The sequence below is a fragment of the Bradyrhizobium sp. URHC0002 genome (genome assembly GCF_054059515.1).
The window spans coordinates 4,148,448-4,172,314 of sequence record NZ_JBSSCF010000001.1 but is presented as its reverse complement, the minus strand read 5'-3'; the positions used below and the strand labels follow the sequence as shown (position 1 = coordinate 4,172,314).

Genomic DNA, 23,867 nt, shown 5'->3' with positions numbered 1-23,867 from the left:
TGCCATAAGAGGATCATTCTACCGCCCAGATATTTTTGATTAGCTAGGGCGTCGTCAATCGGGGCTCCGCGGCGGGGGACGTTCCGAGGGGGAATTAGTCGCGAGTACCACCATGAGGACGTTATACGATTTGCTCGGAGCGCTTCCGAGTGATGACGCGGAGGGGTTGCGGACCGCGTTCCGCAAGGCCGCGAAGGCTACCCATCCCGATATCAATCCCGACGATCCCGATGCTGCGCTGCGGTTCAGGGAGCTGGTGCGCGCCTACGACATCCTGACCGATTCCGAGCAACGCCAGACCTACGATGAACTGCTCGCCATTGCACTTCAGCCGTCGTCGGCCACGAAGGCCGTGCATAACTATGAGGTTATCGGCAAGGTTGCGTCCAACACGATGGCGGCAACGGTCATTTCGGCGGTGCTGGTCGGCGGCTACGTCCTGTTCGGAATGTTTTCAAAACCACCTGGCGCGGCGGAAATCGCGCCCGACGGGATCGTCCGCGAAGCGCAGGTCGTCGCAGCGCTGCATCCTGACATCACAGCTTCGAACGAACCGCGCGTCCAGCGCGAGGGCGACGCATCGGCCATCGATGTCGCCGTGACGTCGGCGGTTGCGCCCGCAGCGAAGGAGGCAAACGCTTCCATCGGCCGTTTCGAACCGGTGCCAGGATTCGTCTCATACAATCTGGCGATTCAATATTACCCGCGCTTCGCAACCGCCAGTTTGGGCGGCGGCATCGTTCTGTATCGCGTCGGCGATTTCGACCGCCCGTTCGCCGCTCTCCCTCCACCCAAGCCTGCCGCGGACTCGCGGCGGGCCAAGATCGCCACGCCGGCGCCTGCTCTGCGCAAGCCGCTGGCGATCGTGCCTCCGGCGCCCCCTGCGCCGCCAGAGAGGCGAATGCCGGTCGCTGCAGCCGTGATGCTGCCCTGATAGCGGGCGGCAACGCGCCGGTCATGACTTCTCGGCGTCCTTTGCCTTCGTGGGCCGCGGCGGGCCCTCGACCGGCGGCAGCGACTTCAGATATTCCGCTATCGCCTCGCGATCTTCCGGCGGCAATTGCGAGGTGTTCCTGATCACGCGCACCATCGATCCGCCCGCGGTATCACCGTCAGGCGTTTGCCCGGTTTCGAGGAAGTAGGCGATGTCCTTCGCGCTCCACTCGGCCAGTCTCTTCTGGGTGATGTTGGGCACCCAGCCCTCGCCCTCCGGATTGGGCCCGCCTGCGAAACGTTGCGCCTCGACGATACCGCCGAGGAAGTTGCGCGGGCTGTGGCACTCGGCGCAATGGCCCAAACCGTTGACGAGATAAGCGCCGCGATTCCATGACGCCGAATGTGAAGCGTCCGCCGTGTAAGGCCTCCTGTTCATGAACAGCCATTTCCAGATGCCTACATTGCGGCGGATATTGAATGGAAACGGCACGTCGTGGTCGCGCGGCTTGCCGGCCACCGGCGCAAGCGTCTTCAGGTAGACAAAGAGGTCGCGGATGTCATCGACCGTCGCGTGCTGGTAGGACGCATATGGAAAGGCCGGGAAATAATGCGTGCCGTTCGGCGACGTCCCCTTGAGCACCGCCGTTACGAAATCCGCTTCGCTCCACCGGCCAATTCCGTAAGTGGGATCGGACGAGATGTTGGGAACGTAAAACGTTCCGAACGGCGACGGCATTGCAAGCCCGCCCCCCAGCTTCAGCCGATCGGGCTGGTTGGGAACGGCATGGCAGGAGGAACAGCCGCCCGCATTGAACGTTGTGACGCCGTTGGCGAGGTTCGCCGTACGGGGAGCAAGCGAAGCCGGGGCAACGACCGCCGGGATCGTCAGCCACCAGAAGATGCCGGCGCCGGCGGCGCCCGCCAGGATCAAGACAAGGAGAATTAGTCGCAGCATTCACCGATCCGTCACGAGAGCGTTTTTCAAGCGAATTGGGTACCGGTTCGCATGAAGAAAACGCGTCAAAACAATAATCCAGAGATTTGGTCCTGATTGAATCAGGACCAAATCTCTGGGGGTCTAAATTCATTGGCCAGTATGAACGCACATTGCGCCACAGGCTTCCACGAAATTTCGCGGCGCTCCTCGACGTTTCGGGAATAAATCCGGAAAGTCGTTGTTTTGAGGCTGACATCGCGTTTGACGTCAACAGGGAGAAACACCATGTCGAACAAGACCATGCTTGTCACGTTTGCGCTGGGGGCAACGATTGCTTTTGCGGGGCCCGCTTTTGCCGACAAGATGAAGGCGACGCTCGACGGCAAGGCCCAGGTGCCGCCCAACACCAGCGCGGCCACCGGCACCGCCGACATCGACTACGATCCCGCCAGCAAGAAGCTGAGCTGGAAGCTGAGCTATTCCGGCCTGTCCGGTCCTGCCACCGCCGCGCATTTCCACGGCCCCGCCGAAGCCGGCAAGAATGCCGGCGTCGCGGTCGCGATTCCGAATGCGACGTCGAGCCCGGTCGACGGCAGCGCGACGTTGACCGATGCGCAGGCCGCGGACCTCGTGGCCGGCAAGTACTACATCAACGTTCACACCGCAGCCAATCCGGGCGGCGAAATCCGCGGTCAGGTAACCAAGTAGATTCGCCGACTGAAGGCCGACAAAAACAGGGCGGACGCTTCGTGCGCCCGCCCTCTTTTTCTGATTCGAATTAGATCTTGAGGCGGAACGTCTCGTGACAGCCGCCGCACGCCTTGCCTATCACCGGCACGGTTGCCTTCAACGAATCGAGATCCTTGATCTTCGCCTTGGCTTCGGTCACGACCTTGGCGAAGCTGTCGATCTTCTCAGCGAAGCCGGCCTTGTCTTCCCAGATCTTCGGCGATGCACTGTAATCGCCTTCGACCTTCAGGCCCTTGATGCTCTCGGGAAACATCGTCGGCAGCTTCTTTGCCGTGTCTTCCAGTTGCGCGAGCGCCGTATCGACGGCGGCCTGATCATAGGGCTTCTCGCCCTTGACCATCGGAGTCAAGACCGCGCCCAGCGCCCTTCCGGTTGCCTTCATGGTCGACTGGGTCTGATTGGCGACATCCTGCTGGGCAATGCCTGCACCGACGCTCAGGAGCAATGCTCCCGCGACCACCAACATTCGCTTCATTCGTCTGCCCCTTCTTCGTTCAAAATGCGGGCCCGCGACCGCCGCGAGCCCACCTGTTCTGCCAACACCGCATGCGGCTTATCATTCCGCATGCGACAAAATATCAAAGATTATGCTGCTTCTGTGCCTCGCGGATCGCGATCCAGACCCGCTCGGCCGTGGCCGGCATGTCGATGTGATCGATCTTGTACTCACGCCACAGGCCCTCGATGATCGCATTGACCACCGCGGGGCATGAGCCGATCGCGCCGGCCTCGCCCGCGCCCTTGACGCCCAGCGGGTTGGTCGTGCACGGCACGTTGTGCGTCTCGAAGTGGAATGACGGGCCGTCGGACGCCCGTGGCACGGCATAATCCATGAAGGTGCCGGTGACGAGCTGGCCGTCGGTTGCGCTATAGACCGCCTGCTCCATCAAGGCCTGGCCGATCCCCTGCATCGCCCCGCCGTGCACCTGGCCGGCGAGCAGCAGCGGATTGAGCGTCACGCCGAAATCGTCGACGATGACATAGTTGTCGATCCTGATGATGCCGGTGGCGGGATCGATCTCGACTTCGGCCAGATGCGTGCCGTTCGGGTAGGTGCCGTCGGCCTGCGCGAAGGTCGCGCTCGCGTTCAGCTTCGACGGATCGACGCCCGGGCGTTTTGCGAGGTCGGCGAAACTGATCGAGCGGTCGGTGCCGGCGATGCGCACGACGCCATTGCTGATTTCGAGGTCGCCGGCGCTGGTCTCCAGCGCCTCGGCCGCGATCTCCTTCAGCTTGGCCCCGAGATCGCGGGTCGCGCGTTCGACGCTGACGCCGCCGGTCGGGATGGACGCCGAGCCGCCGGTGCCAAGACCGGTGGCGATCTTGTCGGTGTCGCCCTGCAGGACGTGGACGCGTTCGGGCGGCACCCCGAACTGCTCGGCGACCAGTTGCGCGTAAGCGGTCTGGTGGCCCTGCCCGCTCGACTGGGTGCCGATCAGGATAGAGATGTCGCCATTGGGATCGAGCGCGACATTGGCGGTCTCCTCGCCCATGGTGCCGCACACCTCGACATAGCTGGCGAGGCCAATGCCGCGCACCAGGCCTGCCTTCTTCGCCGCCTTGGCGCGCTTGGGAAATTCCTTCCAGTTGGCGACTTCCATCGCGCGCTTCATGTGCGCGGTGAAGTCACCGGAATCGTAGACCTTTCCAGTCGCAGTCTTGTAGGGCATCGCCTTCGGCGGAATGAAATTCTTGCGCCGGATCGCATCTGGCGTCATGCCGAGCTTGCGTGCCGCCGCATCGACCAGGCGCTCGATCACATACGCCGCTTCAGGGCGGCCCGCGCCGCGATAGGCGTCGACCGGCACGGTGTTGGTGAACACGGTGCGGACGCGGCAGTGGAAGGCCTGAATATCGTAGAGCCCGGGCAGCATGCCGGCGCCGCCATGCGGGATGTAGGGCCCGAAGGTCGAGAGATAGGCGCCCATGTCGCCCATCAGGTCGACATCCATGCCGAGGAATTTGCCGTCCTCGGCCAGCGCCATCTTGGCGGTCGTGACGTTGTCGCGGCCCTGCGCGTCGCCCATGAAGTGATCGGAGCGGTCGGCGGTCCATTTGATGGTCTTGCGCAGTTTGCGCGCCGCCACCGCGATCAACGCGTATTCGCGGTAGGGAAACAGCTTGGTGCCGAAACCGCCGCCGACGTCGGGGCAGATCACCCGCATCTTTTCCATCGGCATCTTCAGCACCATGCCGCACAGAATTTCGCGCAGGCGATGGCTGCCCTGGCTGCCGATCGTCAGCGTCAGGTGATCGCGCTTGGCATCGTATTCGGCGACCGCTGCGCGGGTTTCCATGAAGTTGGTGATGACGCGCGGGTTGACGATCGTTACTTCGGCGACCGCGTGCGCCTTGGCAAAGGCGGCTTCGGTTGCTTTCTTGTCGCCGACCGGCACGTCGAACAGCACGTTGCCGGGCTTGTCGGGCCAGACCTGCGGCGCCCCCTGCTTGACGGCGTTGACGAGGCCGACCACCGCGGGCAGCGGCGTCCATTTGACGTCGATCGCCTCGATCGCGTCACGGGCCTGGTCGATGGTATCGGCGACCACGAAGGCCACGGCATCGCCGACATGGCGCACCTCGTCCTTGGCGAGGATCGGGTATGGCGGGCCGGTGAACGGATCGGTTTCCAGGTTGAACAGGCACGGCAGGTCGCCGAGATCGCCGACCTCGGCCGCGGTCAGAATCAACGAAACGCCCGGCATCCCGCGGGCCTTGGTGACGTTGAGGGTGAATTTCGCGTGCGCGTGCGGCGAGCGCAGCATCAGCGCGTGCATCGCAGACTGTGGCGAATGGTCGTCGGTATAGCGGCCCTTGCCGCGAATGAGCGCGTCGTCTTCCTTACGGAGAACGCTTTGACCGACGCCGAATTTGATGGGAGCTGCCATCGTATCTCCAATTGTCTGGGAGCACGATGACGCCTCTTCGAACCGGCATCCGCCCCGTCTTTTTTGTTTGAGCATGGCCGTTTCGGAAAACCGGTACCCACTTTTCCGGGTCATGCTCTAGAACCGTTCCATATTGCAGTGGTTCGCGCGTCAGCGCAAACCGCTTTCGCCCGACGGGCCATAGCATGGGCGCAACCAAATCGCCGCGTGCCGCAATCCTTTTCGCGCTTGCACAACAAAAAAAAGCCCCGGACGAGGCCGGGGCTTTGATTCTACGGGAGGAGGATAGCGCCGAAATCAATACTTCGCGATCACCGGGCCGCCGAATTTGTAGTTCACACCTAGGCGCACGATGTTGTCAGTGATGCGCGAGCTGTAGTTGCTGCTAAGCACGCCGCCCCCAAGCGCGGGGAGCGCGGTCAAGAAAGAGCCCGACGTCCTGCCGAGATCGACCCAGAGGTATTCCAGCTTGGCCGTCCAGTTGCCGCCGATGACGCCTTCGACACCTGCGCCGACAGTGTAGCCGACCCTGGTATCCGAATTTGAGAAAGCGACCGGCACCAACCCGATCGTCGCAGTGTTTTTCACTTCTCCGTAAGCGAGACCGCCGGTGGCATAGAACAGCACCTGCGGAGTTGCGAGCACGCCCACGCGTCCGCGGACCGTGCCGAACCATTCAAGTTTCTGATCGAGGCTGACCGGCACCGCCGGTCCCGGGAAAACGGCGATTACACCGAAGGGTGGCGTGCAGACGCTGGTGGCGCAGAGGTAACCCCGGCTGCCCTTCTGGCCGGAGCCTTGGAAGTCGGCCTCAAGACCCCAGACCCAATTCTGCACCTGCCAGTTATAACCGATTTGACCGCCGCCAATCACGCCATCCATGTTGGCACGGTCGGCGCTGGTGAAGAGCACGGTGCCGGCGCCGTTGGTCAGCGTCGAGGTGTCACTTGACCTTCCCCAGCTGTAACCGACGTTGCCGCCGATATAGAAGCCCGTCCAGTTATAGATCGGCTCCAGCAAAGGCGCCTTCGTGTAGGGACGCGCGGCAAGGTCGGCTGCGGACGCGGCGGAAGTCGCAACCATGGCTGCGAGAGCGGAAGCCGCAATTGCCTTGAAAATGGAAGAACGCATAGAAGCCCCTCGAAAAATGGAATGACTGAGTCTGCATGGAACTCTAGCGTTATATGGAACCCTAATCATGCCCAGATCTGCTGGGGATGACGCTTTTCGGGAATTTGTTGCAAAAATGCCGGATTACGGCCACAACAAACACAATTGAATATTACTATTTGTTTACAGTCACTTATGGACCGGACGGCGGTCGCGAACCAAGGTGAATAGCCACCCCCTGCCAAACAGCAGCAGGATCAAGACCCCGTACGCGAAGGCGCCTGCCACGATAAGCAATAGCAATGCGGTCTCGTCCCGGAAGGCGTGCATCTGCGCGAAATAGAAGCTGGCGAATCGCGCGGTAGCCCAAAGTGCGGCGGCGAGCAGGACCCCGGCCACCGCGAACTTGGCGAGCGAAATCATCCAGGCGCGGTCGAGCTCGAGGAAACCTGCCCGTACCGCGAAGAACAGTACCAGCAACAGATTGACCCAGGCCCCGACGGCGGTGGCGAGCGCCAGGCCGATTTGCGCCAGCGCCCCCATCAACGCGACCTTCAGGGCCACGTTGACGGCAACCCCGGTCAGCGCCGCCTTTACCGGCGTCGCGGTGTCGTGACGGGCATAGAAGGTCGCCACCGCGCTGCGGATGGTCACGAACGGAATGAGGCCGATCGCGTAAGCGGCCAGCGTGGCGCCCGCGGCTGCGGCATCCGCCTTCGAGAACGCGCCGCGCGCAAACATCGCGCGCATGATGACGTCAGGCACGGTCAGGAAGGCGGCGACGAACGGCACCGAAAACAACAGCGAGAATTCGAACGCCCGCCGCTGCGCGGCTGATGCTCCGGCGACATCGTTCGCGGCGATGCGCCGCGACATTTCCGGCAACAGCACGGTGCCGATCGCGATCCCGATCACGCCGATCGGCAACTGGTTGAGACGATCGGCGTAATACAGCGCCGAAAGCGCGCCCGCCGGCAAAAAGGTCGCGATGATGGTGTCGGCGAACAACGCGATCTGCGTTCCCATCGAGCCGATGGTCGCGGGGCCGAGCGCCCGAAAGAACGCACGCACGTCTTCATCGAACTTGAGCGGCGCGAATTTCGGCAGGATGCCGCTTCTTGCCGCGTCACCGGCCAGCAGCAGGAATTCAAGGACGCCGGCAAGCAGGACGCCCCATGCGGCGGCGTAACCCGCACCCGGAAAGAACGCGGCGAGCGCCAGCGTCGCCATCATCGACAGGTTGAGAAAGATCGGCGCGGCGGCAGCACTTGCGAAGCGATGCATCACGTTGAGCATGCCGCCGTACAGCGTCACCAGCGTGATCAGCAGCAGATACGGAAACGTGATCCGCGTCAGCGAAATCGCCAGTTCGCCGCGGGCCGGATCGTCCTTGAACCCCGGCGCGAGGACGGCGATCACCTCCGGCATGAACCACCAGGCCACGACGAGAAGAACCACCTGGGCGGCAAACAACAGCGTAAAGATGCGGTCGGCGAACAGCCGCGCCGACGCTTCGCTCTTGCCGTGCAGATGCGCATAGGCCGGCACGAAGGCGGCGTTGAAGGCGCCCTCGGCAAAGATCGCGCGAAAATGGTTGGGCAGCCGCAGCGCGACGAAAAACGCATCCGCGACCGGACCGGCGCCGAGAATGGCGGCGAGCATGATGTCGCGCGCGAATCCGGTCAGCCGCGAGAGCAGCGTGTAACCGCCGACGGTGAAGATGCGTCCAAGCATGCGCCGCTTCTAGCGCATATTCGCCAGACGGGGAAATCAGGCAGTTAGCTGTTCAGGCATGATCCTGTCCGAAAACCGGAAGGCCACTTTGCGCTCACGCGGCCCATCGGGTCGGGATCAGGCAGAAAGCGCGCCGCGCACCGCCTCGATCACGCGATCCTGCGCCGCCTCGTCGAGATAGGCGTGGATCGGCAGGCTGATGACGTCGTCGGAGAGCTTTTCGCTGACCGGCAGGCCGCCATCGGCGACCGGATAATTCCGGTACGCGGTCTGCTGATGCATCGATTTGGTATAATAGACCATCGTCGGAATGCCCTGCGCCTTCAGCGCGGCCGCAAAGCCGTCGCGGTCGATCCCCTTCGGCAGGCGGATGGTGTACTGCGCCCAGATCGAAGTGCATCCGGAAGCCAACCGCGGCACCGTCACGACGTTGCCGAGACCGCGCGCATAGCGCTCCGCAACGCGGTTGCGGGCTGCGATCTCGTCCTCGAAAATCTTCAACTTCTCGATCAGGACCGCCGCCTGCATTGTATCGAGGCGTCCGGTCAGGCCGAGGCGCACATTGTCGTACTTGTCGGAACCCTGGCCGTGAACGCGGATGCTGCGCAGCGTCTCGGCAAGTGCGTCATCATCGGTAAAGATGGCGCCACCATCGCCGAAGCAGCCGAGCGGCTTTGTGGGGAAGAAGCTGGTCGCGGTCGCAAGTCCCAAAGAGCCGATCCGGCGGCCCTTGTAGCTCGCGCCAAAACCCTGGGCTGCGTCATCGAGCACGAACAGGCCCTCGGCCTGCGCGACCTCGGCGATCGCACCGTGGTCGGCGCTTTGGCCGAACAGGTCGACGGGGATCACGGCCCGGGGCTTCAGGCCGCGCTGCTTAGCCGTCGCGATGCCAAGCCGGAGCGAGGCGGCATCCATATTGAAGGTTGCTTCGTCGACATCGACGAACACCGGCGTCGCGCCGGTCAGCGCCACGGCTTCGCCGGTCGCGCAGAACGTGAACGACGGACACAGGACGGCGTCCCCCGGGCCGACTTCCCTAGCCATCAGCACCATCAGAAGCGCGTCGGTGCCGCTCGCGCAGCTCACGACATGCTTGGCGCCGCAGAAATCCGCCAGCGCCTTCTCCAGCACGGCCACTTCCGGACCATTGATGAACAGGCAATGGCTGGTCACACGCGCGATCGCCTCATCAATCGATGTGCCGAGCCGCCGGCGCTGCGACGCGAGGTCATAGAAGGGAACGGGTTCTGGACGCATGTGCTGGTTCATGGAGCCTTGCTTGGATCAGAATGAGAGGTTCTCAGCCGGCGATGCGGCGCGGTCCCTTGCGCGCGGCGGAGGCCGCGGGCTTGGCGGGCTGCTCGAGGCAGCGGATCGCGATTTCGAGACTGGCGACGCCCTCGTCGCCGGAAACCGCCGGCACATTGCCGGTGCGGACGGCATCGAGGAATGCGATCAGCTCGGCGCGCAACGGTTCGTCATGGCCTACCGGCAGATGCCGCATCGAATAGCTGCCGTCGGGCTTGAAGCCGAAGCATTCGGTCACCTGGCGCGTCAAGAGATCGCCCATCACATATTTGCCGCGGGTCGCAACCGTGACGCTGCGCGCCTTGAACGGCGTCAGCCAGTTGGTGTTGATGTGGGCGAGCACGCCTGAGGCGGTGCGGAACTGCAAGAGCGCGATATCCTCGCGCTCGGCGACCGCGCTGGAAAGCTGCGGCTGCACTTCGGTGATGTCTGACTCGGTGAACCAGCGGATCAGGTCGATATCGTGCACGGCCAGATCGATCACGACGCCGACATTGGACATCCGCGGCGGAAACGGCCCGACGCGGGTGATGCCGATCGAAAGAATATCCTCGCCCGAGATCGCCTGCTTGATCGCGGCGACCGCCGGATTGAAGCGCTCGACATGGCCGATCATCAGCGTCACGCCGGCACTGCGCGCCGCATTAACGATATCCTGCCCCTCCTCCACCGTCGAGGCGACCGGCTTCTCGACCAGGATGTGGATGTTGCGCGTGATGCAGGCCAGTGCAATCTCGTGATGGAGATGGGTCGGCGCCGCGATGGTGATGGCATCGACGCCCTCGTCGAATAGCTCCTCGAGCTCGGTGAACGCGCGGCATCCGACGAGCGCGGTGGCGCGCGCGCGGTGTTCCGGCAACGGATCGACGATGCCGACCAGCGTCACCCCCGGCAGACCGGCCAGCACACGGGCATGGTTGCTGCCCATCACGCCAGCGCCGACCACGCCGACACGCAAGCCGCGTGTTGCGTCGGCCTTCGCCTCAGATGCGGACCCTTTGGAACTCATGATTTGTCGACCCCAAAACGGATTTTGAGCAGATTCTGCTCCGGTACTATTACTATCCCCGGCGGTTCTCTAGCACGCCGTCACAGATGTGGCGAACGCGATCGACCGTTTCTGGACACGTTTTGATTCAAACAATTACAGCCGCCGGGGCCGGTAAAACTACTGTCGCTCAGCTGCGCTTGTAGTCGTCCTCGATGCGGATGATGTCGTCCTCGCCGAAATAGCTGCCGGTCTGGACTTCGATCAGTTCGAGCTGAATCTTGCCGGGATTCTCCAACCGATGCACCGCGCCGATCGGGATGTAGATCGATTCGTTCTCGTGCACGGTCTTGACCAGTTCGTTGACCGTGACCTGCGCCGTTCCGCGCACGACGATCCAATGCTCGGCGCGATGGTGGTGCTTCTGCAGCGAGAGCCGCCCGCCCGGCTTGACGATGATGCGTTTGACCTGATGACGGTCGCCATTGTCGACCGACTGATAGGATCCCCAGGGCCTGTGCACCCTGATGTGATCCTCGGTCACCTGGGGCGCCACCGTCTTCAGCTTCGCGACCAGCCGCTTCAGCCCGTTGGCGTCCTGTTGCCTGCTGACCAGCACGGCGTCCTGGGTCGCGACCACCACGAGGTCGTCGACGCCTTCGAGCGCGACCAGCGCGCGGTCGGTCGATACGTTGCAATTGCGGGAATCCTCGAACACCGCAGCGCCGCGCGCCGCGTTGCCCTCGCCGTCCTTGCCGGACAATTCCCACACCGCATGCCAGGAGCCGACATCGGACCAGCCGCACGCGACCGGCACGACCGCGGTGCGCGCGGTCTTTTCCATGACAGCATAATCGATCGAGATCGACTTCGCCGATCCGAACGCGGCCTCGTCGAGCTTGACGAATCCGAGATCGGTGCCCGCCTTCGCCACCGCGTTGATCACGGCCTGAACGCTTTCCGCGTCGACCTTGCGATATTCATCCGTCAGTACGGCGGCGCGGAACATGAAGTTGCCGCTATTCCAGAGATAGCCGGCCTTGACATAGTCAGCAGCCGTTGCCGGGTCCGGCTTCTCGACGAACTTCGCGACCGCGCGGACCTTGCCGGAAATAACCTCGCCGGGATTGATGTAGCCATATTCGGTAGCGGCACGTTCGGGCTGCACGCCGAATGTCACGATGTGCCCGGCTTCCGCGGCAGCCAGTCCCTCACGGCAGGCGGCGAGGAAAGCCGGCGTGTCGCTCACCACGTGATCGGCAGCCAGCGCCAGCACGATCGCATCCTTGTCGCGCGCCTCTGCGAAGGCGGCGCCGGCCGCGATCGCAGGCCCGGAATCGCGCCGCATCGGCTCGAGCAGTACGTCGGCCTCCAGCCCTATCTCCGCCAGTTGCTCGAGCACCATGAAGCGATAGGCGTTGTTGGTGATGATGACGGGCCGCTCGAAAAGATCAGCATCGGAAACCCGCAACAACGTGTCCTGGAACGTCGAGCGCGCTCCGAACAGGGACAGGAACTGCTTGGGATGAACCTCGCGCGAGGCCGGCCACAGCCGCGTTCCCGCGCCGCCGCACATGATGAGGGGAATAATTCGTCGGTTCATCGGTGTCTCAAATCCTGTAAAAGTCGCGATACCAGGCGACAAAATTGGCAAGCCCGTCCTCGATCGAGGTGTGCGGCTTGAAGCCGGTGTCGCGCATCAATTCGGCGACATCGGCGAAGGTCTCGGTCACGTCGCCAGGCTGCATCGGCAGCATCTCCCTGACCGCCGCGCGGCCCAATTCTCGCTCCAGAACCTCTACCACGTGGAGCAGTTCTTCCGGGTGATTGTTGCCGACATTGTAAATGCGTGCCGGCGCACCGCCGTTCGGGCCGCCGTCGCGCGGGGCCTGGTCGACCAGTTGCAATACGGCGCGCGCCGCATCGTCGATATAGGTAAAGTCACGCCGCATCCGGCCATGGTTAAAGAGCTTGATCGGAGTGCCTTCCACGATCGCTTTGGTAAACAGGAAAACCGCCATATCGGGCCGTCCCCACGGCCCGTAGATGGTAAAGAACCGCAGGCCCGTCAGCGGAAGCCGGTAGAGATGACTGTAGGAATGCGCGATCAGCTCATTGGCCTTCTTCGTGGCGGCGTAGAGGCTGACCGGATGATCGGCTTTGTCGTCCACCGAAAACGGTAGTTTCGTATTGGCGCCGTAGACCGACGACGAAGATGCATAGACCAGATGGCCGCATCCATGATGCCGGCACCCCTCCAGCACATTGACGAAGCCCTCGAGATTGGCCTCGACATAGGCATGCGGATGGTCGATCGAATAACGCACGCCGGCCTGCGCCGCGAGATGCACCACCCTGGCAAAGCGGTGTTTGGCGAACAGGCGTTCCATTGAACCGCGATCGGCAAGATCGATCTGCTCGAACGCAAAGCCCTGCTCCCCGCGCAGGATGTCCAGCCGCGCTGCTTTGAGCGCCGGATCGTAATAATCGTTGAGATTGTCGAGCCCGACCACGGCGCGGCCTTCGGCGAGCAGCCGGCGCGCGACGTGGAAGCCGATGAAACCCGCAGCTCCGGTGACCAATATGGGTTGATCCGTCATCATATTCCTCAACGTGACACCGGTTCACCCCTTCCGGTTCACCTCTTTACCCGCGTTGTCGAGGGGGCCGCAACACCCAGCAGCCCCGCTATTGCCAGACCGGCCTGAAAACCATACCAAGACGCCGAATTGCATCGCTTTTTGCACCCCTCTTCTCAAACCCGGCATGGGCGAAATGCGCCGTATCCTGCTTTCGACATTGAAGATTGTGGTCTCGGCGGCGCTCCTGTATTTCTCGCTGCGCAAAGTCGACCTTGCCGAACTCGCCGCCCGCATCGACGTTTCCAGCCTGGGCTGGATCGGCGTGGCGATTGCCGTGACGTTCCTGCAGATATTCATCGGCGTCCTGCGATGGCGCGAGATCAGCGCGGAGTGCGGCGCGCCGTTGGCGACCAGGCAGGCGATGCGCTTCAATGTGATCGGAACCTTCTTCAACCAGACGCTGCCCTCCTCGATCGGCGGCGACGCGGTCAGGCTATGGCTGGTGGCCCGCAGCGGCCACGGCTGGCGGGCTGCGACCTATTCCATCTTCGTCGACCGCGCCATTGGCCTGATCGCGCTCGCAGTGGTCATCGTCGCGAGCCTGCCCTGGAGCTACCGCCTGATCACCGATCCGCACGGCAGGTCGGCGCTGCTGTTTGTCGATTTCGCAGCGCTTGCCGGCGGCCTCGGATTTCTTCTGCTCGGCCGGCTGCCATGGCCGTGGCTGAAGCACTGGTGGGGCACCCATCACATCCACGCCTGTTCGGTGATCGCCAATCGCGTGCTGTTCAGCCGCGTTCACGGCCCGAAAGTCGCGGTGCTGTCGGTGCTGGTGCACGTGCTCGCCGTCGTCATCGCCTGGTGCGTGGTGCAATCGATCGACGCCCCCGTGCTGTTCGGCCAGATCTTCCAGCTCGTTCCGCCCGTCATGCTGATCACCATGCTGCCGATCTCGATTGCCGGCTGGGGCGTCCGCGAGGCCACCATGGGGCTTGCGTTCGGCTATGCCGGCCTGATGGCCAACGAGGGCGTCAATATCTCGCTGCTCTATGGCGCGGTATCCTTCATCGTCGGCGCGATCGGCGGGCTGGTCTGGATCCTGAGCGCCGAGAAAGCCGCGCAGGGCACGGCGTCCATCGAAGTTCCCAAATAATCTTCCGAGCAACTTTCCACGCGGATAGAATGGCCAGTTCGCAACTCCTGCTGTCGTTGGCCGCCGCAGTGTCGGCGGCGCTGTTGTCGGGCGTCCTGACATGGGCGATCCGGCCGCTGCTCGTGCGAATAGCGCTGGCAAGGCCGAATGCGCGCTCTTCCCATCGGATTCCGACGCCGCAGGGTGGGGGCATCGCGGTGATCGCGGCCACGCTGGTCGCCGCCGTCACGGTCATCGCATTTGCCGGTACGGCGGAGATGAAAATTCCCGTCGCGGTATTCGGCGCGACGCTGTTCATCGCGGCGGTGGGCTTTGCCGATGACGTCCATTCCATCCCGGTGGTGCCGCGATTGCTGCTGCAGGGGCTCGCCGTCGCCACGGTGATCCTGGCCACGCCCGAAAGCTTGCGGATCGTTCCTGCCTGCCCGCTCTGGCTCGAGCGCGGCTTGCTGTTGCTCGCCGGCCTGTGGTTCGTGAATCTCGTCAACTTCATGGACGGACTGGACCTGATGACAGTCGCCGAGATCGTGCCCATCACCGGCGCGCTCGTTCTGCTCGGCTGGCTCGCCGAACTTCCGGCGCCTGTGACGGTCGCTGCCGCGGCGCTGTTCGGGGCAATGCTCGGATTTGCGCCTTTCAACCGGCCGGTGGCGAAAATCTTTCTCGGCGACGTCGGCAGCCTGCCGATCGGCCTGTTGGCCGGCTGGTTTCTGCTGCAGCTCGCCTGGCATCAGCAGATTGCGGCCGCGCTCCTGTTGCCGCTTTATTATCTCGCCGATGCGACCGTCACGCTGTTTCGGCGGATGGCAAGGCGCGAGCCGTTCTGGGCAGCGCATCGCACCCATTTCTATCAGCGTGCCACCGACAACGGATTTTCCGTATCGCGTGTGGTGAGCGAAGTATTTGCGCTCAACATCCTGCTTGCCGCTTTGGCGATCGGCTCGGTCATGACCTCGTCGCCCGCCATCGCCATCCTGTTTTTCGTCATCGGCAGCATCGCCACGGCGCTTCTCATGCACCGCTTCTCCCGCCGGCAACCGTCGTCAGGCTAATCCGGCTTCTTTTGCGAAAGCTCGCGGACCAGGCCGCAATAGTCGGCCATGGCGCTCTCAAAATCGAATCGCCCTGCGATTTCGGCCGCGCGCTCGGCCCGCTGCGGGTCCTTGGCGGCGGCGGCGCGACTGACCGTTTTCGCGAGCTCGTCGGCTCGGCCGGGTTCGACGATCCAGCCGACATCATGCTCGGTCACCGTCAACGCCGCCTCGGCATCCGCTTCGGAAACCAGAATCACCGGGCGGCCGATCGCCAGCAGATTGTAGAACCGGCTGGGCACCGATACACCGGCGACGTTCCGGCGGTAGGGAATGATCCAGACGTCCGCGGCCGAAAGAAATGCCTCCAGTTGGTCATCTTCGACGCGATCGACCAGGGTGATGTTCGGAAGCTTTGCCTCGGCTTGCATGGCCTTCAACTGGTCGAAGCCCATCCCCCAGCCTGACAGCAGGAAGTGGATATTCCCGTCGTCCCGCAGCAGGCGCGCGGCCTCGAATACGATGACGGGATCGTGGGTAAAGCCGAGATTGCCTGACAGACCGACGACGAAGCGGGCGGAAAGCGAACGGCGATACGGATTATCAGGATCGACCGCGCGAACGCCGCGTGCAAGCGTCGCCCAGTTCGGAATGAACCGGATCTTGTCGCTCGTCATTCCGCCATAGCGCAGCAGCAGCTTTTCGGTGTCGCGGCCGATGATGACGACGGCGTCGAGCGCGCGAAACATCAACGCGTTCAGGCCGCGCATGGCCTTCGCCGGCAACGAATGCGGCTTCAGGAGGCCTGCCATGATGAGGACGTCGGGATAGAGATCGTGCATGATCAGCACCGACCTCGCGCCTTTCAATTTCGCGGCGGCGGCAAAAGCGTAAGGCAGCATGAAGGGTGCGGGCACGGTGAGCGCGACATCGCCGCGGCGCAATTTCACCAGCAGCGCTGCGAATATCCGGATCGTGAACAGCAGTTCGGCCAAAGCGCGCTTGAGCAATGCGGCCTTGCCGGGCATCCAGTTCCCAACCTCGATGACCGCAGGCTTGCCGGCCGACGCTTTGGCGGCGGAGCCTGCCGTTCCCGACAGCACCAGGACTTCGGCTTCCTGCGCCACGCGGTGCGAAATCGCCGCCATGATCGCCGCCGTCGTGCTCGGATCCGGCGGATAATGCTGGCTGACGACGACGACTTTTCCGTAACTCTGCATCATGGCTTTCGAGGCGGCCCGCACGGCCGGCGGACACCGGAAACGGTCAGGCGGCGTTCGATCCAAACTCGGGCACGGCATCCTTGAGCACCGCGCGGATGGTGGAACGGTCATCCCGCGCAATGGCATCCTCCAGCGCCGCAAGCCATTTGCGCAACGTCTGCATCGGCGGCTCGTTCGGCTTGGCCGCCATGATGCCGGCGACGCCGATCTCCACCGAAGGCTCCTCGCTGGCGAACAGGATCTCGTTCAGCCGCTCGCCCGGCCGCATGCCGGTGAACACCACCTCGATATCGATGCCGGGTTCGAGGCCGGACAGGCGGATCATCCGCTCGGCAAGTTCCACGATCTTGACCGGCTGTCCCATGTTGAGGACGTAGACCGAAACATCGGGCCGCGCCGGCGTCAGCGCGTGGGTGGCCGCGGTCAGCACGAGATCGCAGGCTTCGCGGATGGTCATGAAGTACCGGACCATATCCGGATGCGTCACCGTGACCGGGCCGCCGGCCTCGATCTGCGCCTTGAATTTCGGCACCACCGATCCGTTGGAGGCCAGCACGTTGCCGAACCGCACCGAGATCAACCGCATGTGCGGCTTGCCTTCCGATTGCGTCATCAGGTCATGGTCGAGCGCCTGGCAATACATTTCGGCAAAGCGCTTGGTCAGGCCCAGCATCGAGACCGGCTCGATCGCCTTGTCGGTCGAGATCATCACCATTGCGGTTGCGCCCGCCGCCCGCGCGGCGTCGGCGACGTTGACGGAACCGAAGATGTTGGTCTTGACGCCCTCGCTCCAGTCGCGCTCGAGGATCGGCACGTGCTTCAGGGCTGCGGCATGGAACACGATATCGGGCTTGAATTCCCGCATCAGGTTCATGATCCGGTCGCGATCGCGGATATCGGCGATTCGGCCGTCGATCACGGCATGGGTTCCGTGCGCGGTGAGCGCTTCCGTCACCGCGTAAAGCGCCGGTTCCGAATGCTCGATCACCAATAGCCGCGCGGCGCCGAAGGTCGCGACGCGGTCGCAGATCTCCGAACCGATCGACCCGCCGCCGCCGGTGACGATTACCGCGTTGCCCTTCACCAGCGCTTCGAGCCGCGCGTAATCGATCTTCTCACTCGGCCGCAGCAGCAGGTCTTCGACGGCGACATTGGTCAGCCTCGGCACGTCGCCGCTTTCGAGCGACGGCAGGCGGCTGACGAACAGGCCGAGCCGCTTGGCCCGCATCAGGACCGCCTCGGGATGCGCCTCGGGTTCGAACGCCGACGGGGTCATGACGACCCGCGTAATCGGCTTTCCGCGTCCGGCATAGTCGCGCACCACGTCCTCGACATCATCGATGCCGCCAAGCACCGGTACGTTGCGGATCGACTGGCCGCGGTCCGCGGCCGACGGCGACAGCACGCCGACCGGCCAGAGCTGCTTGACCGCACCGCTCTCGATCGCACGCAACAGCACTTCGGCGTCGGCGGCGCGGCCGATCAACAGGGTCGACGACGCCCCTTCGGTCCGCGCATGGCGGCGGACGCGCGAATAGCGGAAATAGCGATAGCCGAAACGGAGCGCGCTCAGCGCGAAAACCTGGAGAAACCAGTAGAGCACGATGGTGATACGGCCAAACAGCACCGGCGCCTTGCCGCTCGATGCTCCGAAAATGAAGGCATAGTCCAGCACGATCAGCGCTACCGTCAGAACGGACGCCACGCGCATGATGTTCAGCGCATCCGGGAGCGAAATGAAACGCCATTTTGTCGTTGTCAGGTTGAAGACGTAGCAGATCACGACGCTGAAGACGATGAAGAGGGGCAGAATGCGCAGCAATAGCGGCAGGCGGGCATAGAAGGCCTCGCCGCCTTCGAAGCGCAGATAGAAGCTTGCGAGCAGCGCAAACGCGGTCGCCAGCGCATCATGCGCTGCGATCAGGAAATTGCGATGGGTCAGTTGCGAAACGGGCGTCATTCCTATGGCCGGCTGCGGAAAACGACAGGGATTCGCGTGGCGCACCCCATGTCCGCTGATATCTTATCTGCGGCGCGCATGCCAGCGATCATGGCCGGGCCGTTCCGGAACATTCCACAGCCTCTGACCGGGCGCGCAGCACCATGCCTCCGGCGATACCGACGCCCAGCACGTACATCCAGCCTTCATGAAAATCGAATAGATGCGAGTTGAACAGCGAACTGAACATGTTCTGCAGCACCACCATCAGCCCGATCCAGGCCGCCAGCCCCTCGCCGCGAAACAGCGAGAAATGCGAAAACCACATGGCGTACAGAATCACGACCCCGATCGTGCCCCACTGGACCGCGACGTTGAGGGTCTGGTTGTGCGGGTTCCCGATCACCTGCGCCTGCGCCAGCACCGCAGGCCCGGTCGCCGCTGCCTCGAAAAGCCTTCGCGTCGATCCGGTGCCGTGACCGATGACGGGCGCTTCGGCAAAGAACCGCAGCGACTTCTCCCAGAATTCGAGCCGCAGCCCCAACGATGTCGGCTGGTTGAGTTCCTTGTAGACCCGGTAGTCTCGCGTGAACTTGTCCGTCGTCGCCTGCAGTTGAGGCGACACCGTCCAGGCCAGCGCACCGAATATGACGGCGGCAAAAAACAGCAGCACGTTGGTGCGCCACTTCAGGTGCGCCATCGCGAATACGGCAAGCATCACCGGCAGCGTCACCAGTGCCGTGCGCGACACGACGACGAACACCATGTTGACGACAAAGTTCGCCGCGACCAACGTCAGCAACAGCGCATGCCGGATTTTCCCTTCTCGCAGCAGCGTGATGATGGGGAAAGCAAGCACGACCGCGCATAACAGGAATTCCTGGCTCTGGTCGATATAGTTCTTGACGAAGATACCGTGATCCATCGGCTCGCCGGGGACCTTCCGCGTAAGGCTCGGATCAATCGCGACGATCCAGGACGCGACCGTCAGCAGCGTGCAGGACGCCAGGAACGCGATGAATACCCACATGCCGCGCGTCGAGCGCTCGAAATGATAGAACAGGAACGGTAATACGAGCAGCTTCGTCGCGGGGCTCAGCGCATAGAGGCGCGCGCCCCAGGATGCGTCCGACCACAGGGTTCCCAGCGCCGCAAGCGCAACGAGCGCGATCGGCAGCGCGCAGATCGGCCGCTGCAACGATCGCAGGAACGGGCGCAGTTCGAGCGTCGCGGCCAGAGCGGCAAGCCAGACCAGCATGCCGATGCCCACGCCGCTGGTCGACCACGGCAACAACGCCGCCACCAGAACCGCGATGAGGTCGACGTTCAGCATGCGCGCGAACGGGTCGTGCCGGGCCGAGGCCATGACCGACAACAGCGAGCCGATCGAATTTATCTCCCGGCGCTGGTGATCCGCCGCCATCACGACGACCCTGCCGGTTGCGCGCGCGCGTTGTGCTGCCTGGCCGCCAGCGTCATGCCGCCGGCAACTCCGACACCGAGCACATACATCCAACCCTCATGAAAATCGAAGATGTGCGAGTTGAACAGCGAGGTGAAGATATTTTGCACGACGACAAGCAATCCGATCCAGGGGACGAGACCCTCGCCACGAAACAGCAGCAGATGCACGAGCCACATCGCGTACAGCAAGATGACCCCGACTATACCCCACTGCACCCCGATGTTCAACGTCTGGTTGTGTGGATTGCTGATAATACCGCCATGGGAATCCTCGGAATAACCGTTCGCTGCCCGCTCGAAGAGCCCGCGCAGAGAGCCCGTCCCGTGGCCGATGACCGGCGCCTCCGAAATGAACCGCAGGGATTTTTGCCAGAACTCGAGCCGAAGCCCGATCGACGTCACGTAATTTTCCGTCTTGTAGAGCTGATAATCTCTGACAATTCTCTTGGGGCCCCAGCGCAGGTCGGTCGTGGTGAACCAAAGTACGCCTACCAGAGCGATCATCATGCCAATAATGATCAAGCTGGTGCGTCGCCTCAGGTGCAGCAGCGCAAACACCACCAGCATGATCGGCATCGTAACGATGGCGGTCCGGGAGACGACGATGAACACCATGTTCGCGATGAACCAGAGCGAGACAGCACCCAGCACCAATGCCTGCCGTATCTTGTTCGCCCGCAGCAGACTGATGATTGGATAGATCAGCGCGATCGCGCAGAGCGCAAACTCCTGACTCTGATCGATGTAATTTTTGACAAAGATGCCGCGATACGCATCGTCGCCCGGTTTGGGCGAGAGGCTGGGATCAATCGCGACCAGCCAGGACACGAGATTCAGCAGCGCGCAAGACACCAGGAATGCGACGAAGACCCACATCCCGCGCGAAGACCGTTGGAAATGATAGAACAGGCCCGGCAGCACCAGGAGCTTGAGGGTGGGACCGATGCCGTGAAGCCGCGCCGCCCACGCCGCATCCGACCATAGCGTGCCGACAAGAGCCAGGCCGACCAGCGCGAACGGCAAATAGCAGATCGGCTGTTTCAGCAAGCTGCCGTAAGCCCGCCAATCCATCACCCATGCCACGGCGCCGAGCCAGCACAGCACGAAGATCGCCACCAGTGACGTCGACCAGGGCAGCGCGAGCGCGGCCAGAATGGCAAAGATATCGGCAATCGTCGTCCACAGCACCCGGTCTCGCCAATACCGCCGCACCAGGGACATCGAGGGAGCCGCAGCGCTCAGGCTCACGCCTTGCCTCCCCGCGCGCGGTCGACCAGCGACGTCGTGCTGTGGCCCGGCAGAATGTCGACGAGTACGACCTCGCCGCCGGCAGCCTCGACGATCTCGTGGCCGACGACCTGTTCGCGGGTGTAATCGCCGCCCTTGACCAGCACGCTCGGCCTCACTTTCGCGATCAGATCGATCGGCGTGTCTTCCTCGAAGACCGCGACGAGATCGACCGCCTCCAGCGCCGCCAGCACTTCGGCGCGCGCGCTTTCGTCCTGAACCGGGCGTCCCTCGCCCTTCAACCGCTTCACCGAGGCATCGCTGTTGAGGCCGACGATCAGCCGGTCGCAGGCGCGGCGCGCGGCCGTCAGCACCTTGACGTGGCCGGGATGCAGGAAGTCGAAACAGCCATTGGTGAAGCCGATGCGCAGCCCCTGCCGGCGCCAGTCGGAGAGATGCGCATCGAGATCGCCGCCAACAGGCACGATCTTCTCTTCGGCCGCCAGCGACGCATGCGGCAGGATCTTCCGCCGCAGCTCTGCCGGCGTCACGGTCGCGGTGCCCTTCTTGCCGACCGCGACGGCCGCTGCGGCATTCGCCATCCGCAGCGCCGTCTCCCAGTCGGCCCCGGCCGCCAGCGTAAGCGCCAGCACGGCGGCGACCGTGTCGCCCGCGCCAGAGACGTCGCGCACCTTGACCGGCAGCGCCGGCACGTGGATCGCCTCGCCGCCGCGAACCACCAGCGTCATGCCGTGTTCGCTCTGCGTCACCAGCATGGCCTCGCAATCGGCGAGAACCATCGCGTCCTGCGCCGCGGCTGCAATGTTGAGGTCGGTGTCGGCGCGGCTGCGGGTGGCTTCGGCAAATTCCTTGCGGTTGGGCGTCAGCAGCGTGGCGCCGCGATAGATCGCGAAATTGGCGCTCTTGGGATCGACGATCACGCGCTTGCCGAGTTTCCTGGCGGCATCGATGATGTTGCGGATGACGCGCGCCGTCAGCACGCCCTTGGCGTAGTCGGACAGCAGCACGATATCGGCGCGTGCGAGCTGCGGCAGGATCGCGTCGATCAGCCTTTGCTCGACATCCGCCGAGGCCGGCACGGCCTGCTCCCAATCGGCGCGCAGCATGTGGGTGGAAAAATGCTCGGAGACGAAGCGCACCTTGCGCGTGGTCGGGCGGCAGGAATCCGTGACCAGCACAGCCTCGATCAGATTCTCCCGCGCCAGATCGGCCTTCAGCTTCGCGCCCGCCTCGTCCTCGCCGACTAAACCCGCAAAGATGCAGCGCGCGCCGAGGCAAGCGATGTTGCGGGCGACATTGCCGGCGCCGCCGACATTGGTTTCGCTGCGCTGGACCGCGATGACGGGCGCCGGCGCTTCCGGCGAAACGCGCGACACTTCGCCATAGACGAACTCGTCGAGCATGAGGTCGCCGACACAGAGCACGGTCTGATTTGGGATCGCCTGGCTCAGGGCTTCAAAATCGATCATCTGTCTACCTGGTGCCCATCAGCGAAAGCGATCGGTGCGATCGAGAAAACCCTTCACGTAACGCTCGACCGCGTCTTCCAGCGCGGTGAAGCCGCCATTATATCCGGCGCGCAGCAGCCGATCGACTTCGCTCTGGGTGAAGTATTGATAACTGCCGCGGATTTGCTCGGGCATGTCGATATACTGGATGTTCGGCGTGGCGCCGAGCGCCGCATAGGCCGACAGCATCAGGTCGCGAAAGCTGCGCGCGGTGCCGGTGCCGACGTTGAAGATGCCGCTGACTGATGACGTCGAAAGCAGCCACATCGTCACGCGCACGACGTCGTCGACATAGATAAAGTCGCGCCGCTGGTCGCCGTCGGCGATGCCTTCGCGGTGCGACTTGAACAATTGCACGGGGTGCCCGGCCCTGACGTCATCGAAGCGCCGCGCCAGCACGCTCATCATCGTGCCCTTGTGATATTCGTTGGGGCCGAACACGTTGAAGAACTTCAATCCCGCCCATTGCGGCGGCAGCCGTTCGCCGCGCGCGGCGCGTTCGGCCACCGCCATGTCGAACAGATGCTTGCTCCAGCCGTAGAGGTTCATCGGCCGCAGCTTCTTCAAGGCGTCCATGGATTGGTCGTCGCCAAAGCCTTCGCTGCCGTCGCCATAGGTCGCCGCCGAAGACGCGTAGATCAGCGGCGTGGCGTTCGCCGTGCACCAGTCCAGCAGACGCATCGACAGCCGGAAATTGGTCTCGATCACCAGATCGCCGTCGGTCGCCGTGGTCTCGGAGATGGCGCCGAGATGAACGACGGCCTCCAGCCGGCGGCCCTTCAGCCAGTCCATCAGTTCCGAGGGCGGCACGAAATCGGCGAGTCGGCGCTTGGCCAGATTGCGCCATTTGCCGTCCTGGCCGAGCACGTCGCACACGGCCACGTCCCGGCCGGCGTCATTCAACGCAGCCACGACATTCGACCCGATAAAACCGGCGCCCCCGGTCACCAGTAACATGCCATCCCCTGCCAAGATTGTTCGGCAAAGCTTTGCCCCACTCCCGCGCGGCAGGCAACTTGGCATCGACGGCAAAACACAGGCCAATCGACCGGCTTTACCTGCCGGTCC

General features: G+C 63.4%; 19 protein-coding genes. 4 read left to right on the top strand and 15 right to left on the bottom strand.

Annotated features, from left to right (window positions below; genetic code table 11):
* Positions 1 to 112: 112 nt before the first annotated feature.
* Positions 113 to 934 carry a J domain-containing protein gene (locus tag ACVWVY_RS20160; protein WP_456628024.1) on the top strand — a complete coding sequence of 274 codons (822 nt, stop codon included), beginning with the start codon at positions 113 to 115 and terminating at the stop codon, positions 932 to 934.
* A 21-nt stretch (positions 935 to 955) separates the two neighbouring features.
* Here ACVWVY_RS20160 and ACVWVY_RS20155 read toward each other — a convergent pair whose 3' ends face one another.
* The gene (locus ACVWVY_RS20155) at positions 956 to 1,891 is read right to left on the bottom strand and encodes a c-type cytochrome (RefSeq protein WP_456628023.1); all 936 of its coding nucleotides are present in this window, start codon (positions 1,889 to 1,891) and stop codon (positions 956 to 958) included.
* A 267-nt stretch (positions 1,892 to 2,158) separates the two neighbouring features.
* Here ACVWVY_RS20155 and ACVWVY_RS20150 point away from each other — a divergent pair, with 267 nt between their 5' ends.
* Positions 2,159 to 2,581 carry a CHRD domain-containing protein gene (locus ACVWVY_RS20150; RefSeq protein ID WP_456628022.1) on the top strand — a complete coding sequence of 141 codons (423 nt, stop codon included), beginning with the start codon at positions 2,159 to 2,161 and terminating at the stop codon, positions 2,579 to 2,581.
* 70 nt (positions 2,582 to 2,651) lie between these two features.
* Here ACVWVY_RS20150 and ACVWVY_RS20145 read toward each other — a convergent pair whose 3' ends face one another.
* The 8 genes from ACVWVY_RS20145 to ACVWVY_RS20110 all read right to left on the bottom strand — a co-directional run bounded on the left by ACVWVY_RS20145 (position 2,652) and on the right by ACVWVY_RS20110 (position 13,251).
* A complete protein-coding gene (locus ACVWVY_RS20145; RefSeq protein ID WP_456628021.1) occupies positions 2,652 to 3,098 on the bottom strand; it encodes a c-type cytochrome in 447 nt (148 codons plus the stop codon).
* 103 nt (positions 3,099 to 3,201) lie between these two features.
* Positions 3,202 to 5,511, bottom strand: a complete 2,310-nt coding sequence (locus ACVWVY_RS20140; RefSeq protein WP_456628020.1) for a xanthine dehydrogenase family protein molybdopterin-binding subunit — start codon at positions 5,509 to 5,511, stop codon at positions 3,202 to 3,204.
* A 297-nt stretch (positions 5,512 to 5,808) separates the two neighbouring features.
* Positions 5,809 to 6,642 (bottom strand): outer membrane protein, encoded by an 834-nt coding sequence (locus tag ACVWVY_RS20135; RefSeq protein WP_456628019.1) that lies wholly within the window; start codon positions 6,640 to 6,642, stop codon positions 5,809 to 5,811.
* 168 nt (positions 6,643 to 6,810) lie between these two features.
* Positions 6,811 to 8,355: a murein biosynthesis integral membrane protein MurJ gene (gene murJ / locus ACVWVY_RS20130; RefSeq protein ID WP_456628018.1), complete on the bottom strand. Its 1,545-nt coding sequence runs from the start codon at positions 8,353 to 8,355 to the stop codon at positions 6,811 to 6,813.
* A 117-nt stretch (positions 8,356 to 8,472) separates the two neighbouring features.
* The gene (locus ACVWVY_RS20125; RefSeq protein ID WP_456628017.1) at positions 8,473 to 9,624 is read right to left on the bottom strand and encodes a DegT/DnrJ/EryC1/StrS family aminotransferase; all 1,152 of its coding nucleotides are present in this window, start codon (positions 9,622 to 9,624) and stop codon (positions 8,473 to 8,475) included.
* 31 nt (positions 9,625 to 9,655) lie between these two features.
* Complete coding sequence (locus ACVWVY_RS20120) at positions 9,656 to 10,672, bottom strand: Gfo/Idh/MocA family protein (RefSeq protein WP_456628016.1); 1,017 nt, start codon at positions 10,670 to 10,672, stop codon at positions 9,656 to 9,658.
* A 169-nt stretch (positions 10,673 to 10,841) separates the two neighbouring features.
* Positions 10,842 to 12,254 carry a mannose-1-phosphate guanylyltransferase/mannose-6-phosphate isomerase gene (locus ACVWVY_RS20115; protein WP_456628015.1) on the bottom strand — a complete coding sequence of 471 codons (1,413 nt, stop codon included), beginning with the start codon at positions 12,252 to 12,254 and terminating at the stop codon, positions 10,842 to 10,844.
* A 7-nt stretch (positions 12,255 to 12,261) separates the two neighbouring features.
* Positions 12,262 to 13,251 carry an NAD-dependent epimerase gene (locus ACVWVY_RS20110; protein WP_456628014.1) on the bottom strand — a complete coding sequence of 330 codons (990 nt, stop codon included), beginning with the start codon at positions 13,249 to 13,251 and terminating at the stop codon, positions 12,262 to 12,264.
* A gap of 175 nt (positions 13,252 to 13,426) precedes the next feature.
* Between ACVWVY_RS20110 and ACVWVY_RS20105 the strand changes: the two genes are divergently transcribed.
* Positions 13,427 to 14,386, top strand: a complete 960-nt coding sequence (locus ACVWVY_RS20105; protein ID WP_456628013.1) for a lysylphosphatidylglycerol synthase transmembrane domain-containing protein — start codon at positions 13,427 to 13,429, stop codon at positions 14,384 to 14,386.
* Between the two features lie 29 nt (positions 14,387 to 14,415).
* Complete coding sequence (locus ACVWVY_RS20100; protein WP_456628012.1) at positions 14,416 to 15,438, top strand: MraY family glycosyltransferase; 1,023 nt, start codon at positions 14,416 to 14,418, stop codon at positions 15,436 to 15,438.
* On the opposite strand, the gene ACVWVY_RS20095 is transcribed toward ACVWVY_RS20100, so the two are convergent.
* The 6 genes from ACVWVY_RS20095 to rfaD all read right to left on the bottom strand — a co-directional run bounded on the left by ACVWVY_RS20095 (position 15,435) and on the right by rfaD (position 23,756).
* Positions 15,435 to 16,637 carry a glycosyltransferase family 4 protein gene (locus ACVWVY_RS20095; RefSeq protein ID WP_456628011.1) on the bottom strand — a complete coding sequence of 401 codons (1,203 nt, stop codon included), beginning with the start codon at positions 16,635 to 16,637 and terminating at the stop codon, positions 15,435 to 15,437. The two genes, ACVWVY_RS20100 and ACVWVY_RS20095, sit on opposite strands and share 4 nt — an antisense overlap.
* A gap of 46 nt (positions 16,638 to 16,683) precedes the next feature.
* Complete coding sequence (locus ACVWVY_RS20090; RefSeq protein ID WP_456628010.1) at positions 16,684 to 18,600, bottom strand: SDR family NAD(P)-dependent oxidoreductase; 1,917 nt, start codon at positions 18,598 to 18,600, stop codon at positions 16,684 to 16,686.
* Positions 18,601 to 18,688: 88 nt separating this feature from the next.
* Entirely contained in the window at positions 18,689 to 19,945 is a 1,257-nt protein-coding gene (locus ACVWVY_RS20085) for an O-antigen ligase family protein (protein ID WP_456632257.1), read from the bottom strand.
* Positions 19,946 to 20,001: 56 nt separating this feature from the next.
* Positions 20,002 to 21,291 carry an O-antigen ligase family protein gene (locus ACVWVY_RS20080; protein WP_456628009.1) on the bottom strand — a complete coding sequence of 430 codons (1,290 nt, stop codon included), beginning with the start codon at positions 21,289 to 21,291 and terminating at the stop codon, positions 20,002 to 20,004.
* On the bottom strand, positions 21,288 to 22,760 hold the full coding sequence (rfaE1, locus tag ACVWVY_RS20075) for a D-glycero-beta-D-manno-heptose-7-phosphate kinase (protein ID WP_456628008.1): 1,473 nt from the start codon (positions 22,758 to 22,760) through the stop codon (positions 21,288 to 21,290). Before rfaE1 ends, ACVWVY_RS20080 begins: the two co-directional genes overlap by 4 nt.
* A gap of 18 nt (positions 22,761 to 22,778) precedes the next feature.
* Positions 22,779 to 23,756: an ADP-glyceromanno-heptose 6-epimerase gene (gene rfaD, locus ACVWVY_RS20070; protein WP_456628007.1), complete on the bottom strand. Its 978-nt coding sequence runs from the start codon at positions 23,754 to 23,756 to the stop codon at positions 22,779 to 22,781.
* Positions 23,757 to 23,867 lie beyond the last annotated feature (111 nt).